Below are 12917 nucleotides of genomic sequence, written 5' to 3'. Positions count from 1 at the left end.
TCCCCTTATCGGGGGAGAGGCACAAGATTGGCCAACCCATACACCTGTTGTGGGTCGTCGACGTCTTTCAAAGCGTACTGGCCGAGCGGTGTGGCGGCGGCTGTCGGCAATAGCGACGCTACGGCGTGCGAGAGCACGATCGACTGCCCCGAAGGCGCGCAGACCTTTTCCAGTCGCGCGGCATAGTTGACGGCGGGGCCGATCACCGTGAAGTCGAGGCGCGAGCTTGCGCCGATATTGCCGAACATGACCTCGCCGATATGCAGCGCCAGCCCGAAGCGCAGCACCGGCTGGCCCGCCGCGCTTCGGCGGTCGTTCAGCGCCGCGATCGACGTCGCGGCCTGAGCGGCGGCCTGGGTCGCACGCGCGACTGTCCCGGTGCGGCTGTCGGGTCCGTCGACCGGCAGCATCGCCAGCATGGCGTCGCCCATGAATTTCAGGATCTCGCCGCCCGCGGCCGACACGGCCGCGCCCATGGCGCCGAAATAGTCGTTGAGCAGGCAGATTACCGAATCGCGCGGCAAGGCATCGGAGGCGCGCGTAAAGCCGCGCAGGTCGCAGTACCAGATCACCGCCTCGATCGTCTGGCCGTCGCCGCGTCTCACTTCGCCGTCGAGGATGCGCAGGCCGGCGGCGCGCCCGACATAGGCGTCCAGCAGGTTGGCCGCGGTGTCGCGCAGGGAATGGTTCTCGACCACGCGCGTAAAGGCGAAGTGCAGGTGATAGAGCCGGTCGAGGTCTTCCTGCGCGAACCCGCCGGGCCGGTCGGACACGAGGCTGAGCGCATCGACATGGCCGTTGGAGAAGAACAGCGGCAGCGCCACGTAGTCGGTCGCGCCCTCGGCCTGGAGCTGGCGCAGGACAGGCGCCTGCGGCTCGGTGCCTTCGAGGCGGAAGCGGAAGATCTTGCGGTGCTGGTAGACGGCGGGCAGCGGATTGTCGCGATACTCCGCACCGGATTGGTAGCCGTGCGGGACGGAACCCGATTCGACGCCAAGGCCGCGCCGCCAGAAATAGCCCTTGCCGGAAAATTCCGGATGCAGCGTGCGCTGGAAGTAGGCGAGGCGGTAGAGCGGCAGGCCTGCCGCCACGATGTGCTCGCCGGTCGCTGCGATCAGCTCCGCCGTGTCGGCGATCCGGTAGGCCTCGGTGACAAACCAGCGGGCGAGCGGATCGCGGTAGACGCGACGCGAAGTCTCTTCGTCCATGCCGCCACATCCTAGCACGAGCCCGGTCATTCGTGCGGAGGGGGCATGCCGAGGCGATGATTGCGGTCCTGCGCGCGATCGCGCAGGGTTGGCGTCCCCAGAAGCGCTCCGGTGAAAGGCGCAGGGGGAGGGAACGAAAAAGACGTGAGCCTCATCGCGCGTGCGCCCGCTCTGGCGCCTTTCAGGATTCGGAGCTTCCGCTTCCAGTGGCCGGCCGATCTCCTCGCCTCCTGGGCGTTCGAGATGGAAGGCGTGATCCTCGGATGGTTCGTGCTGGTCTCGACCGGCTCGGTGCTGGCGCTGGCGGTGTTCGGCTCGCTGCAATTCCTCGGCACGCTGATCTCGCCGCTGTTCGGCATGGCGGGCGATCGCATCGGCAACCGCAACGTCCTGCTGCTGATGCGCTCGGCGTATCTCGTGCTGGCGGCCAGCCTGGCGACGCTGTTCCTGACCGGCCTCGCCGCCCCGGTGCCGGTGTTCATCCTCGCCACTGTCATGGGGCTGGTGCGCCCCTCCGACATCACGCTGCGCAACCTGCTGGTCGGCGAGACGATGCCGGCCGACTACCTGATGCGCGCCATGGGCGTGTCGCGGACCACCGCCGATTCCGCCCGCATCGTGGGCGCTCTGTCGGGCGCCACCCTGGTCGCGATGCTGGGCTCGGGCCTGGCCTATGTCGCGGTCTGCGGCGTCTACGCGGTCTGTCTGGCGCTGACCTTCGGGGTGGGGATCCGCCGCTTGCGCATCCTGAGCGAGGGCGAGGTGGCCCTCTCGGCGTTGAGCGCGCTGCGTCAGGGCTTCGCCTATGTCTGGTCGACGCCCGTGGTGCGCGCGGTGATGCTGCTGGCCTTCCTCGTGAACTTCGCGGCCTATCCGCTGACCGGTTCGATGCTGGCCTACGTCGCCAAGGACATTTACGGCATGGATCAGACCGGGCTTGGTTGGCTGATCGCCTGCTTCGCGGGCGGCGCGCTCGCCGGCTCGATCCTGCTGTCGATGTACGGCGCCTATATCCGGCCGGCGCGCACCATGATTGCCTGCGCCATCGTCTGGATGTCGCTGAACCTCGTCTTCTCGTGGATCACGGTGCCGCTGCCGGGACAGGTCGTCCTGTTCGTCTCTGGCTTCTTCCAGAGCTTCTGCATGATCCCGATGGCGGTGATCCTGCTCAGGGTCACTAACCCCGCGCTGCGCGGCTGCGTGATGGGCGTGCGCATGCTGGCCGTCTATGGCCTGCCGCTCGGCCTGCTGCTGTCGGGCCCGCTGGTCGAATGGAGCGGCTTCTCGGCGACGGGCACCTTCTACAGCGTGCTGGGCATCGTCTTCACCCTGGCGATCGCACTGTGGTGGCGCGCCGACCTGTGGGATCGCACGGCGCCCGTGAACGTGAGATAGGCGCAACCGGCGACGGGGCGTCGCGTTCCAGCCGGAATGCTCCATCGCCTCGCCAAGACCATCGCTCTGGCGATGGCCGCCTTTCTTGCCGCCGCGGCCTCCGCCGGTGCGCAGTCCTCTTCCGAAGAGAACAAGCCGCCACCCCGGCCCTCGGCGACCGAGGACGAGTTGCGCAGCATCTACACGTTCCAGGTCGAGAACGATGTCTTCAACCGCATCGGCAAGTCGGATCGCGACTATACCAGCGGCCTGCGGGTCGGCTGGCTGTCGCCCGCCATCACCGAGATGCCGCAGGGCGTCGTGGCGATGACCACGATCCCGACCTTTCTGGGCGAGGCTACGGCCGACTCGGTGATCCGCCGGTTTGCGATCTCGGCCGGGCAGAACATCTACACGCCCGAGAACACCTACGTTTCAAACCCTATCTACAACGACCGGCCCTATGCGGCGTGGCTCTATGCGAGCTTTGCGCTGCAGTACACCTACAAGCGGCACGACACGAAGACCGGGATAGACGAGCCGATGCGGCTCGACACGCTGCAGCTCGACGTCGGCGTGATCGGTCCGGCCGCCGGCGGCGAGTTCGTGCAGAATAATTTCCATCGGCTGATCGGTGTGGCGCAGGCCTACGGCTGGGCCAACCAGCTCCACAACGAGCCGACGGTCGGCCTCACTTTCGAACGGCGCTGGCGCACCGGGCGGGCCGTGCTGATCGACAATCCCAAGCTCGAAGTCGATTTTATCCCGCGCGCGGCCGTGGCCGTGGGCAACGTCGCGACCTATGCCAGCGCCGGCGGCACCGCCCGCATCGGCAAGAACCTGCGGGACGATTTCGGGCCGACGCGCGCACGGCCCGCGCTGCCGGGATCGGACGCGTTCATCGGCGACGGCAGCTTCGGCTGGTACCTGTTCGCGGGCTTCGACGGCCAGGCGGTGGCGCGCAACATCTTCCTCGACGGCAACACCGACGGCTTCAGCCAGCGCGTCTCGCACCGGCCCTTCGTCGGCGAGGTGCAGGCCGGCCTCGCGATCCTCTATCGCGGCATGCGGCTGTCCTACACGCAGATCCTGCGGACGCCGGAATTCTTCGAGCGAGATCGCATCACGCAGTTCGGCTCGGTCAATCTGACCTTCAGGTACTAAGGTCAAAATAAAAGGGGCGCCCGAAGGCGCCCCTTTGTCTGCCGGAGAGGGTCGCTATATGCGTCCCATCAACAGCAGGATGACCACGATGATGAGCACCAGGCCGATACCGCCGCTTGGGTAGTAGCCCCAGCCGCTGCTGTGCGGCCAGGTCGGCAGCGCCCCGACCAGTATCAGGATCAGGACGATCAGCAGGATGGTGCCCAACATTGCTTGCTCCTTAGTCTAGGTTCTTCTCGGCAAACGACCAGTTCGCGAGCTTGTCGAGCCAGGCCTGGATGTGGTCCGGGCGGCGGTTCTGGAAATCGAGGTAGTAGGCGTGCTCCCAGACGTCGGCGACGAGGAGCGGCTTGCCGCCGTGCGCGAGCGGGGTGTCAGCGTTGGCGGTCGTCTCGATCTTGAGCTTGCCGTCGGCGCCCTTCACGAGCCACGCCCAGCCGCTGCCGAACTGGCCGACGGCGGCAGCCTTGAAGGCCGCCTTGAACTTGTCGAGGTCGCCGAAGCTATCGTCGATCAGCGACTTCATCTTGCCGGTCGGCTCGCCGCCCTTCGGCGTCATGCTGTTCCAATAGAAGGTGTGGTTCCAGATCTGGCCGGCGTTGTTGAAGATCGCCTTGCCCTTCTCGTCCTTGGCCGACTTCTTCACGATCTCTTCGAGCGACAGGCCTTCATACGCGGTGCCGGGGACGAGCTCGTTCAGCTTGTCCACGTAGGCCTTGTGATGCTTGCCGTAGTGGAAGGAGATGGTGTTGGCCGAAACCACCGGCGCGAGCGCGTCATCGGCGTAGGGGAGTTTCGGGAGGGTGAAGTTAGACATAACGCGAGACCTCAAGCTGGCTAGCCCGGATCGACCCGGGCGGGCGGCGTCCGGTATGAACGCTCCTCACCTTATGACGTTGCGCGTTGCGATGTGGCTACGTTTTTTGCCGAAATATGCCCCGAAAGCCCTGATTTTGCGTGTGGGAACGGCCGGTCCGTGGAGCGGGCTCGAAGGGGAATCAAGTGAACGCGCGAAGCGCAGAGTCGGTTCCCACGACTTCCTCGCGGACATCTCGCGCGCATCTCATGACCTCTCGCAAAGCGACCGAGTCGATGTGCCGACGAGCTAATGATTCTCAGATGCGCGCGAGTGCTTCTCACGTGCGAGCAAGTCGTTCTCACTTGCTCGACTTCGATGCGTTACGAGCAGTTTTTTCAGCGAACGTTTCTCAGTCGCTCACTCTTCGGTTGCGCCCATAAAATCGCGGAGTATCTGTTGGAGATCGAATCAGTTCATAGGAGGTTTGCCATGAAGGGCAGCCCGCAGATCGTCGCCGAACTCAACAAGCTCCTGAAGAACGAGCTGACGGCGATCAACCAGTACTTCCTCCACGCCCGCATGATGAAGCATTGGGGCTTCGATCGACTCGGCAAGAAGATCTACGAAGAGTCGATCGGCGAGATGAAGCATGCCGACAAGCTCATCCAGCGCATCCTCATGCTCGACGGCTTGCCGAACCTGCAGGACATGGGACGCATCGCGATCGGCGAGACGGTGCCCGAAGCACTGGCGGCCGACCTCAAGCTCGAGACCGGCGCGCGCACCGCGCTCGTCGAGGCGGTGACGGCGTGCGAGGCGGCGAAGGACTATGTCAGCCGCGAGATCGCCGTCAGCATCCTCGAGGATGCCGAGGAGCATATCGACTTCCTCGAGACCGAGATCGGCCTGGTCGAACGGGTGGGCCTGCAGAACTACCTGCAGAGCCAGATGGGTGAAGGGAAGGGCCCGAGCTGATCGCTCGGGAATGCTAGCAGCGCAGCCGGCCTAGTCGGCCGCGAGCAGCGTCTGCTGGGGCGCACGCTCCAGGGCGGCGCATTCGTGGGCGATGGTCTGGGCGATTCGCTCGCGCATGTCGCAGGCGCAGGAGCCACACTGGGGGCTCTTGCCGCAGGCCCGGAAAACGTCGGCGGGACGCCGGGCGCCTGCCCGGACGGCATCGTCGACTTCACGCTCCCGAATCGCCTTACAAATGCAGATAAACATGCCTTGGAGGTCGTTTCTTCCCGCTGTTGCGACTTACTCGCAGGCGCAGAATAGGGGCGAGCACCCCGGCCGGTCAAGCCGGTCAAAAAGCCCCTGATTCGGGACTTTTCCCGGCCGAAGTGTAGAATCGGCCCCCATGACCCATCCGATTTTCAGCGAAGAACACGACCTCATCCGCGCCCAGATCCGGCGTTTCGTCGACGAGCGCGTCCGGCCCGAGGGGCCGAAATGGGAGGAGGCGGGCTTCGTCCCGCGCGACGTGCTGGCCGAGATGGGCTCGCTCGGCCTGTTCGGCCTCAGGGTGCCGGAGGCGCTGGGTGGCTCCGGGCTCGATGCGCGCGCCTCGGTCGTGCTGGCCGAGGAGGTCGGCCGCTCGACCCATGGCGGCTTCGCCATCACCGTGCTGGTCCATACCGACATGGCGAGCCCGCATCTCGTGCGCTTTGGCACGAAGCGCCAGCTTGAGAAGTACATGCCGGGCATCATCGCCGGCACGACCATCACCGCGGTCGGCGTCACCGAACCCGGTGCCGGCTCCGACGTGGCCGGCATCCGCACCCGCGCCGTGCGCGACGGCAATCACTACGTGCTGAACGGCACCAAGATGTTCATCACCAACGGCGTGCACGGCGATCTCTACTTCATCGCGGCCAAGACCGATCCCGACGCCAAAGGCAGCCGCGCCATCACCATGTTCATCGTCGAGAAGGGGACGCCCGGCTTCAAGGTCGGCCGCGCGCTCGACAAGACCGGCTGGCGCTCGTCGGACACGGCCGAGCTGATCTTCGAGGATTGCCGCGTGCCGGTGGAGAACGTGCTGGGCGAGGAGAACCGCGGCTTCTATTCGATCATGGCCAACTTCCAGACCGAGCGTCTGGTGATCGGTGCCATGGCGATGGCCGAGGCGCGCGAGGCGATCCGGCTCACCTTCGAGCACGTCAACCAGCGCACTGCCTTCGGCAAGCCGCTGTGGGACAAGCAGGCGATCCGCCAGCGCCTCTCCAAGCGGCTGGCCGAGGTCGAGGCGGCGCGGCAGCTCGTGCATCACACCGCGTGGCTCGATGCGCAGGGCGGCGATTGCGTCGCCCAGGTCTCGATGGTGAAGGCGCTGGCCGGCGACCTCGTGAACGAGGTGCTGTTCGACTGCGTGCAGTTCCACGGCGGCATGGGTTTTATGCGCGAGACTCCGGTGGAGCGCATGTCGCGTGATGTGCGCGTCCAGGCGATCGGCGGCGGCGCGTCCGAAGTCATGCTCGAGGAAATCGCCAAGCGTTTTGGCGCGGCGCTGGCGGATTAACTCAAAGTCGTCCTGAGCGCAGCGAAGGACCTTGCGGATCGAGCGGAGCACGCCTCGGCTAGCGCGAGATCCTTCGCTGCGCTCAGGATGACAGGTAGCGGCGTGTCGCTCGACCCTACTGCGGCGCGACCATGAACGGGCCGATGGCGGTGACGGCGCAGTCCGAGCCGCCGGCGTCGCGGCAGGCCTGCAGGGCAGCCGAGGTCGCGGCCTGTTCGTTCGGCTGGTTGCTTACGATGCCGATGCGGCCGTTGGGCGCCAGCGCCACGGCACGCCAGTCGTTGGCGATCAGGTACTGGTCGAGCGCCTTGAGCTGGGCGTCGTCGAGGTTCGACAGGTCCTGCGGTGTCAGCACGTCGATCGCGCGCATCGTCTGCGGGGTGCGGACCAGCACCTGGTCGTTCAGCGTGTAGACGACGCAGGGCCGTCCCGTGAGATGGCCGCAGATCTGCAGGTTACGGCGGATGGCGTCGGTGTCGTTCTCGCTCGGCGTCCACCAGTCGAACCGGTTGTGCCCCAATACCAGCGCGCGGTTATGGCGGTTCGGCACATAGAATTTGGCGAGGCGTTCGCGCGCCTGCGGATTGAGGAGCGGCGCGGTCGCGGGATCGAAGGCGACCGGCGGGGTCAGTTTGGCGGACGGAATGTAGGGCGCCGGCGGCATGGGCGGCGGGCGGAACGACCAGACCACATCGTTCTCGACCGCGTAGAGCATGCAGCGATCGTAGTCGCGCACGATCGGGACTTCCTTCGCCACCTTCCTGTTGCACTCCTCGAGGGCAACATGACGCGCGGTCGTCTCGTCGACCCGCTCGACCGCCATCGCGAAGATGCCGCGGACGTTCAGGGCGAAGGCCTTGGCGCCCTCGGCGTCGGCATAGTTCTGCAAGGCGCGCCAGCGGAAGTCGGGCGCGAAGGGAACGTCCTTGGCCACGAACTTGCGCATCGCAGGAGCGGCGGCTGGCGGCACGGCGGGCGTCGCCGGTGCCGTGGCGACAGAGGGTGGGGGCGCGGGCGTCTGCGGCGCGGTGGCGGGCGGCGGCGTGGGCGTCGTCGTCGTGCGCGGGGCGGACGTCGTGGCGACGGTCTCCGGCACCGGCCGGTTCGCGACCGGCAGGGCCGAGGTCGGCTCGGCGATCTGCAGTGACGCCGCGGGCGTGGGATGGCGCAGGTAGAAGGTGCCCGCGAGGGCCGCTAGGACCAGCACGCCGATCACGCCACCGGCCAGATAGAAGCGGGCGCGCGGCATCGCCTTGGCGGTGGCATGCGCGGGATGCGCCATGCCGGACGGCCGGCTGCCGTCGATCATCAGCCGGTAGGCATGGATCGGGCGGGGGATGTTCTTGACGTGCTGCTCGCCGATATCCTCGGCGCCCAGCATCAGCTTGCCGATGATCTGTTCGTGGACCGAGGCGGAGATGCAGACGCCGCCGGTCGCCGAGATCGATTCCAGCCGCACCGCGACGTTGACGGCATCGCCCATCAGGTCGTCGCCGCTCTCCACCACGTCGCCCAGGTTGACGCCGATGCGCAGCGTGAGCTGGTCGTCGGTGCCCGCCATGGCGTTGGCCGAGCGCATGGCCTCCTGGATCTCCAGCGCCGCGCGCACGGCTTCGACGGGACTCGCGAATTCCGCCAGCAGGCCGTCGCCCGTCATCTTGAAGACGCGGCCACGATGCTGGCGTACCAAGGTGCCCGCCGTATCCAGGCGCGCCGAGAGCAGCGCGAGCGCATGCTCCTCGTCGCGGGCCGACATGGTGCTGAAGGCCACGACGTCGATGGCGAGGATCGTGGTGAGCCGGCGGACGAGGTTGAGGTCTGTCATCTCGCGTTCGTTTTCCGCCGACAGGGTAGCATAGGGAGCGGCAGAGGACATGCTTGCGTGATTGCCCATGCTCTGCGAAGACCGGAGCATGCAGTCCTCAGAGCCCCGCTATTGGGAAGACTACGAAGTCGGCAGGAAATACCCGCTCGGCTCGACCAGTTTCACGGCCGAGGAAATCATCGAATTCGCCGAGAAGTTCGATCCCCAGTCTTTTCATGTGGATGCAGAGGCTGCGAAGTCCTCACTGTTCGGAGGCCTTTGCGCCTCGGGCTGGCATGTTGCTGCGAAACTGATGCGGCTGTTCGTCGACAGCTACGTCGACAAGCGCACTGCGCTGGGCTCGCCCGGCATCGACGAACTGCGCTGGCTGAAGCCGGTGAAGCCCGGCGACACGCTGACCGCCTGGGTCGAATGCGCCGATAAGGTGCCGTCCAAGAGCCGCCCGACCATGGGCGTGATCCACGAGCACTGGACGGCGATCAATCAGAACGGCGAGTTGGTCATGACCTCCAAGGGGGTCAACATGGTGCGCAGGAGGCCGGTATGAAGCGTGCGGTGAAGGGGCTCGACCATGTGGTGGTCATGGTCGACGGCATCGACGCGGCCGAGGCGGCCTACAAAAAGCTCGGCTTCCAGGTGCAGCCGCGCGGCTTCCACAAGAAGCTCGGCACCGCGAACCACCTGATGATCTTCGACACCGACTATTTCGAGATCCTGGGCGTGGTCGAGGATACCGAGTTCAACGCCGAGCGGCGCGAGTGGCTGAAGGCAGGCGGTGGCCTTGCCAACGTGGCGCTGGCGACCGACGGCGCGGACCTGGCGTTCGAGACCTTCAAGACGGCCGGGCTCAATCCCGATGCGCCGCTGTTCTTCGATCGCGCGGTCGAGGTGGCGGGCAAGACCGAGCTCGCCAAGTTCCGCACGGTGCGGATTCCCAAGATCAACATGCCGGTCGTCGGCTTCTTCGTCTGCGAGCACCTGACGCCCGAGTTCGTCTATCGACCGGAATGGGCCGCCCATCCCAACGGCGCGCGCGGCATCCTGGGCGTCACGGTGATCGCCGAGCAGCCGACCAAGTGGATCCCCGAGCTCGAGAAGTATTTCGGGCCGGATTCGGCCAAGCGCGAGGGCGACGGGCTGGTGGTCGACACCGGCACGCAGCCGATCCGCTACATGACGCCGAAGGACTATGCCGTGCGCTATCCCGGCATCGAGCCGGTGCGGCCGGGCGATCATCCCGCGCTGCTGACGGTGCGCGTCGAGAACCTCGCGGCCTGCGAGGATCTCCTGAAGAACAACGGCGTGAAGACGATCAAGCCCGACTCGGGTCGCCTCGTCGTGCCGCCGTCGGAAGCAGCCCATCTCACCCTGGAATTCTCGGAGCGTTAGTCTTCATGGCGTTCGATCTTGCCGACCGCGGCATCTACGGCTTCTCGACCACCGAAAACCTGCGCTTCGCCGACGTCGACGCCAACGGGCACATCAACAACGGCGCTTTCCTCGAACTGCTGGAGAATGCGCGCGTCACCTACCTGAAGCGTATCGTGCGCTCGGGCATGCCGCGCTTCCGGCTGGTGATCGGCCGCATCGAAGCCGACTTCAAGCGGCAGATGTTCTATCCCGGCACCGCCGTCGCCTGCGTCCGCATCATCGAGGCGCACGACCGCAAGTGCGTGATCGGCCAGGGCCTGTTCGACGGCGAGGGCAATTGCACCGCCGTCCAGAAGGTGATCATGGTGTCGCTGAACGAGGAGACGCACCGCGCCACACCGTTCGATCCCGTGGTGCGCGCCATGCTCGACCGGCTCGCCGCTTCCAAGGATGGACTCGACGCATGACCGCTTCCGCCCTGGCGCCCGAAGGCTTCCGCAAGCTCGAGGTCGGAGACGACTTCATCTCGCTGGTGGGACCGCTCTGGTTCAAGGCGGAGGAAGACGGGCTCCGGATCGGGCTTCCGCTCGAGAAGCGGCACGGCAATCCGATGGGCTGGGCGCATGGCGGCCTGCTCGTCACCGTGGCCGACATGGTGATGGGCGTGGGCTCGGGCTTCTCGACCGGCATGTTCTGGCCCCATCCCACGATCTCGCTCACCAGCGAGTTCGTGCGCGGCGCCAAACTGGGTCAATGGGTCGAAGGCAAGGCGCGTATCGCGCGGCGCACCCTCAATTTCTGCTTCTGCAGTTGCGATCTCGTCTGCGGCGGCGAGATCGTCCTGGTGGCCTCGGGCGTCTTCAAGGTGCCCGACCCGGACAAGATCCCCGAAGCCGCACGGGCTGCGGCGCTGTCGCCACCGTGGAAGCGCTGAGCGCTTCTCTGTCATCCTGAGCGAAGCGAAGGATCTCGCGCCAGCCAGGGAGTGCGTCGGTCGTTCCGTCAGGTCCTTCGCTGCGCTCAGGACGACCTTTATTTTTTGTCCTTCTTCCGCCGGTAGATCTGGTAGCGGTCGAAGTCCATCAGGTGTTCGTAGTTCTCGAAGGCGTCGGCGAACACCCGGTTCTGCATGAAGTATTCGAGGTAATCGAATTCCTTGCCCTGGCAGCGCGGGACGCCGGCGATGCGGTCGACGATCAACAGGTCGGGATGCTCGCGGGCGAAATCCTCGCTGAGCGTATCGAACACGAACTTTTCCGAATCGCCCATCGTGTCGGGCGGATTGTACAGGGCGGGGAAGTCGTCGCAGGTCGCGTAGACGCCCTGCAGCACCCACATGGTGAGGAACCGCGTGGTCATGCGGCCGCCGAGGTAGTTCACCATCGGCCAGAACGGATAGATGCCCGGCGACAGGACGAGGATGGTCCGGTTGGGCGCGTTCTGCTCGATGATGTGTTGCAGCCGGCCGCCGATCGAATCCTCGAACTGGCGCTGCTTGTAGAAGGGCGGATTGTAGAGCGCCGCCTGGAAGTAGAGCAGCACCATGAAGGTGGCGCAGAGCACGGCCACCGGCAGGCGGTGGGCGCTGCGGCTGATCGGCAGGTAGCGGTCGACGGTCTGCGAGACGGTGAGCGCCGCCAGCATGATCGCGGCGGAGAGCGCCGGCAGCACGTGATAGGGCCAGCCCTTGGCCTGGCCGATCGCCGAGAGCGCCGCGCCGACTCCAAACACGACCAGCACGCGGGCGGCGATCGTCTTGGTGAAGACGATGGCCAGCAGGCCGAAAATTGCCAGCGCGATCAGGGTTGGGCCCAGTACGTTGCTGGTCAGCACCTCGCGCCAGCCCGAATCGCCGATCGGCGCATAGGCCTCGATGGCGAGCGGCAGGACGAAGTGCCCGAACTCCGGGAACACCAGATACATGATCGCGAGATGCGCGACCGCCAGCAGGCCGATCGCCCAGGGGATCGGATCGGTGAAGGTCGTCCGCCAGCCGCGGCGCGTTAGCAGGTAGATCTCGACCGCGGCCGGGATCGCCAGGTAATGCGGCTTCATGGCCAGCGCCACGCCGGCCACCAGGCCGATGAAGATCGAGGACAGCCGCGTCGGGTTCACGCCTTCGGCGCGCGCCATCGAGGCGATCAGGTAGGGCGCGCAGGCCACGAACATGATGTGCTCGCGCTGGCCGAAATGCTCGTTGGGCAGCACCGAGAACAGGAACAGCAGCACCGGCGGCAGCAGCGCCTCGGTGAGCGCATGGTCGGCCGAGGGCACGAGATGGATCAACCGCCGGCAGGCCCAGAACGAGGCAAAAATGCCGGCCACGACCCAGGCCGTGAACCAGAATGTCACGGTGCCCGGCAGCAACTTCGCTGTCAGCACCGGCAGCCCGTGCACGATGAAGGTCAGCGGCAGGTTCTCGTCGAGAACCTCGACGTAGAGCTTCTCGCCGTTGATCCAGCGCGTCGACACGTCGAGGATCGCTGCGACGTCGTGATTGATGGGCGGGAAGAAGTAGCCGGCGAGCCAGAGGACCGGCAGCGCGAACAGCGGCACCAATAAGAGCCGCTCGATGCGCGGCGGAATGGTCGGGGGTTTGGTCTGAACGGTTGGCAAGGCGGTGGGAAGATATCATAAGCGGACAGGAAGAGGAGA

At 66.0% G+C, this 12917-nt stretch carries 14 protein-coding genes; 8 read left to right on the top strand and 6 right to left on the bottom strand.

What is annotated here, in order from left to right; all coding sequences use genetic code 11:
• Positions 1-5 precede the first annotated feature (5 nt).
• A complete protein-coding gene (locus tag AC1RP5_RS23855; protein WP_493114837.1) occupies positions 6-1208 on the bottom strand; it encodes an adenylate/guanylate cyclase domain-containing protein in 1203 nt (400 codons plus the stop codon).
• A gap of 144 nt (positions 1209-1352) precedes the next feature.
• On the opposite strand from AC1RP5_RS23855, the gene AC1RP5_RS23850 reads away from it, so the two are divergent.
• Together AC1RP5_RS23850 and AC1RP5_RS23845 are read left to right on the top strand one after the other, a co-directional pair.
• The gene (locus tag AC1RP5_RS23850; protein WP_493114835.1) at positions 1353-2603 is read left to right on the top strand and encodes an MFS transporter; all 1251 of its coding nucleotides are present in this window, start codon (positions 1353-1355) and stop codon (positions 2601-2603) included.
• Positions 2604-2639: 36 nt separating this feature from the next.
• Positions 2640-3746 carry a lipid A deacylase LpxR family protein gene (locus AC1RP5_RS23845; RefSeq protein ID WP_493114833.1) on the top strand — a complete coding sequence of 369 codons (1107 nt, stop codon included), beginning with the start codon at positions 2640-2642 and terminating at the stop codon, positions 3744-3746.
• 54 nt (positions 3747-3800) lie between these two features.
• On the opposite strand, the gene AC1RP5_RS23840 is transcribed toward AC1RP5_RS23845, so the two are convergent.
• Together AC1RP5_RS23840 and AC1RP5_RS23835 are read right to left on the bottom strand one after the other, a co-directional pair.
• Complete coding sequence (locus tag AC1RP5_RS23840) at positions 3801-3956, bottom strand: DUF3309 family protein (RefSeq protein ID WP_493114831.1); 156 nt, start codon at positions 3954-3956, stop codon at positions 3801-3803.
• 10 nt (positions 3957-3966) lie between these two features.
• A complete protein-coding gene (locus tag AC1RP5_RS23835; RefSeq protein ID WP_493114829.1) occupies positions 3967-4563 on the bottom strand; it encodes a superoxide dismutase in 597 nt (198 codons plus the stop codon).
• A 471-nt stretch (positions 4564-5034) separates the two neighbouring features.
• Between AC1RP5_RS23835 and bfr the strand changes: the two genes are divergently transcribed.
• Positions 5035-5520, top strand: a complete 486-nt coding sequence (bfr, locus tag AC1RP5_RS23830) for a bacterioferritin (RefSeq protein WP_493114827.1) — start codon at positions 5035-5037, stop codon at positions 5518-5520.
• Between the two features lie 30 nt (positions 5521-5550).
• On the opposite strand, the gene AC1RP5_RS23825 is transcribed toward bfr, so the two are convergent.
• Positions 5551-5769, bottom strand: coding sequence for a (2Fe-2S)-binding protein (locus tag AC1RP5_RS23825; RefSeq protein WP_493114825.1), 219 nt, complete (start codon positions 5767-5769; stop codon positions 5551-5553).
• Positions 5770-5905: 136 nt separating this feature from the next.
• On the opposite strand from AC1RP5_RS23825, the gene AC1RP5_RS23820 reads away from it, so the two are divergent.
• Positions 5906-7066 carry an acyl-CoA dehydrogenase family protein gene (locus AC1RP5_RS23820; protein ID WP_493114823.1) on the top strand — a complete coding sequence of 387 codons (1161 nt, stop codon included), beginning with the start codon at positions 5906-5908 and terminating at the stop codon, positions 7064-7066.
• A 115-nt stretch (positions 7067-7181) separates the two neighbouring features.
• Here the strand turns inward: AC1RP5_RS23820 and AC1RP5_RS23815 are convergent, their stop codons facing one another.
• The gene (locus tag AC1RP5_RS23815) at positions 7182-8891 is read right to left on the bottom strand and encodes an adenylate/guanylate cyclase domain-containing protein (protein ID WP_493114821.1); all 1710 of its coding nucleotides are present in this window, start codon (positions 8889-8891) and stop codon (positions 7182-7184) included.
• 67 nt (positions 8892-8958) lie between these two features.
• Between AC1RP5_RS23815 and AC1RP5_RS23810 the strand changes: the two genes are divergently transcribed.
• The 4 genes from AC1RP5_RS23810 to AC1RP5_RS23795 are packed head-to-tail and all read left to right on the top strand — an operon-like array spanning position 8959 to position 11196.
• Positions 8959-9438, top strand: a complete 480-nt coding sequence (locus AC1RP5_RS23810) for a MaoC family dehydratase (RefSeq protein ID WP_493114819.1) — start codon at positions 8959-8961, stop codon at positions 9436-9438.
• Positions 9435-10280, top strand: coding sequence for a VOC family protein (locus tag AC1RP5_RS23805; RefSeq protein ID WP_493114818.1), 846 nt, complete (start codon positions 9435-9437; stop codon positions 10278-10280). Before AC1RP5_RS23810 ends, AC1RP5_RS23805 begins: the two co-directional genes overlap by 4 nt.
• A 5-nt stretch (positions 10281-10285) precedes the next feature.
• On the top strand, positions 10286-10729 hold the full coding sequence (locus AC1RP5_RS23800) for an acyl-CoA thioesterase (protein ID WP_493114816.1): 444 nt from the start codon (positions 10286-10288) through the stop codon (positions 10727-10729).
• The gene (locus AC1RP5_RS23795; RefSeq protein ID WP_493114814.1) at positions 10726-11196 is read left to right on the top strand and encodes a PaaI family thioesterase; all 471 of its coding nucleotides are present in this window, start codon (positions 10726-10728) and stop codon (positions 11194-11196) included. Before AC1RP5_RS23800 ends, AC1RP5_RS23795 begins: the two co-directional genes overlap by 4 nt.
• Before the next feature lie 98 nt (positions 11197-11294).
• Here the strand turns inward: AC1RP5_RS23795 and AC1RP5_RS23790 are convergent, their stop codons facing one another.
• Positions 11295-12878: a hypothetical protein gene (locus AC1RP5_RS23790; protein ID WP_493114813.1), complete on the bottom strand. Its 1584-nt coding sequence runs from the start codon at positions 12876-12878 to the stop codon at positions 11295-11297.
• Positions 12879-12917: the final 39 nt, after the last annotated feature.

It is taken from the genome of Reyranella sp. GW821-FHT12G01 (genome assembly GCF_058806575.1).
Note: the sequence above shows the minus strand (reverse complement) of the source record. Positions and strands in the feature narration are given on the sequence as shown.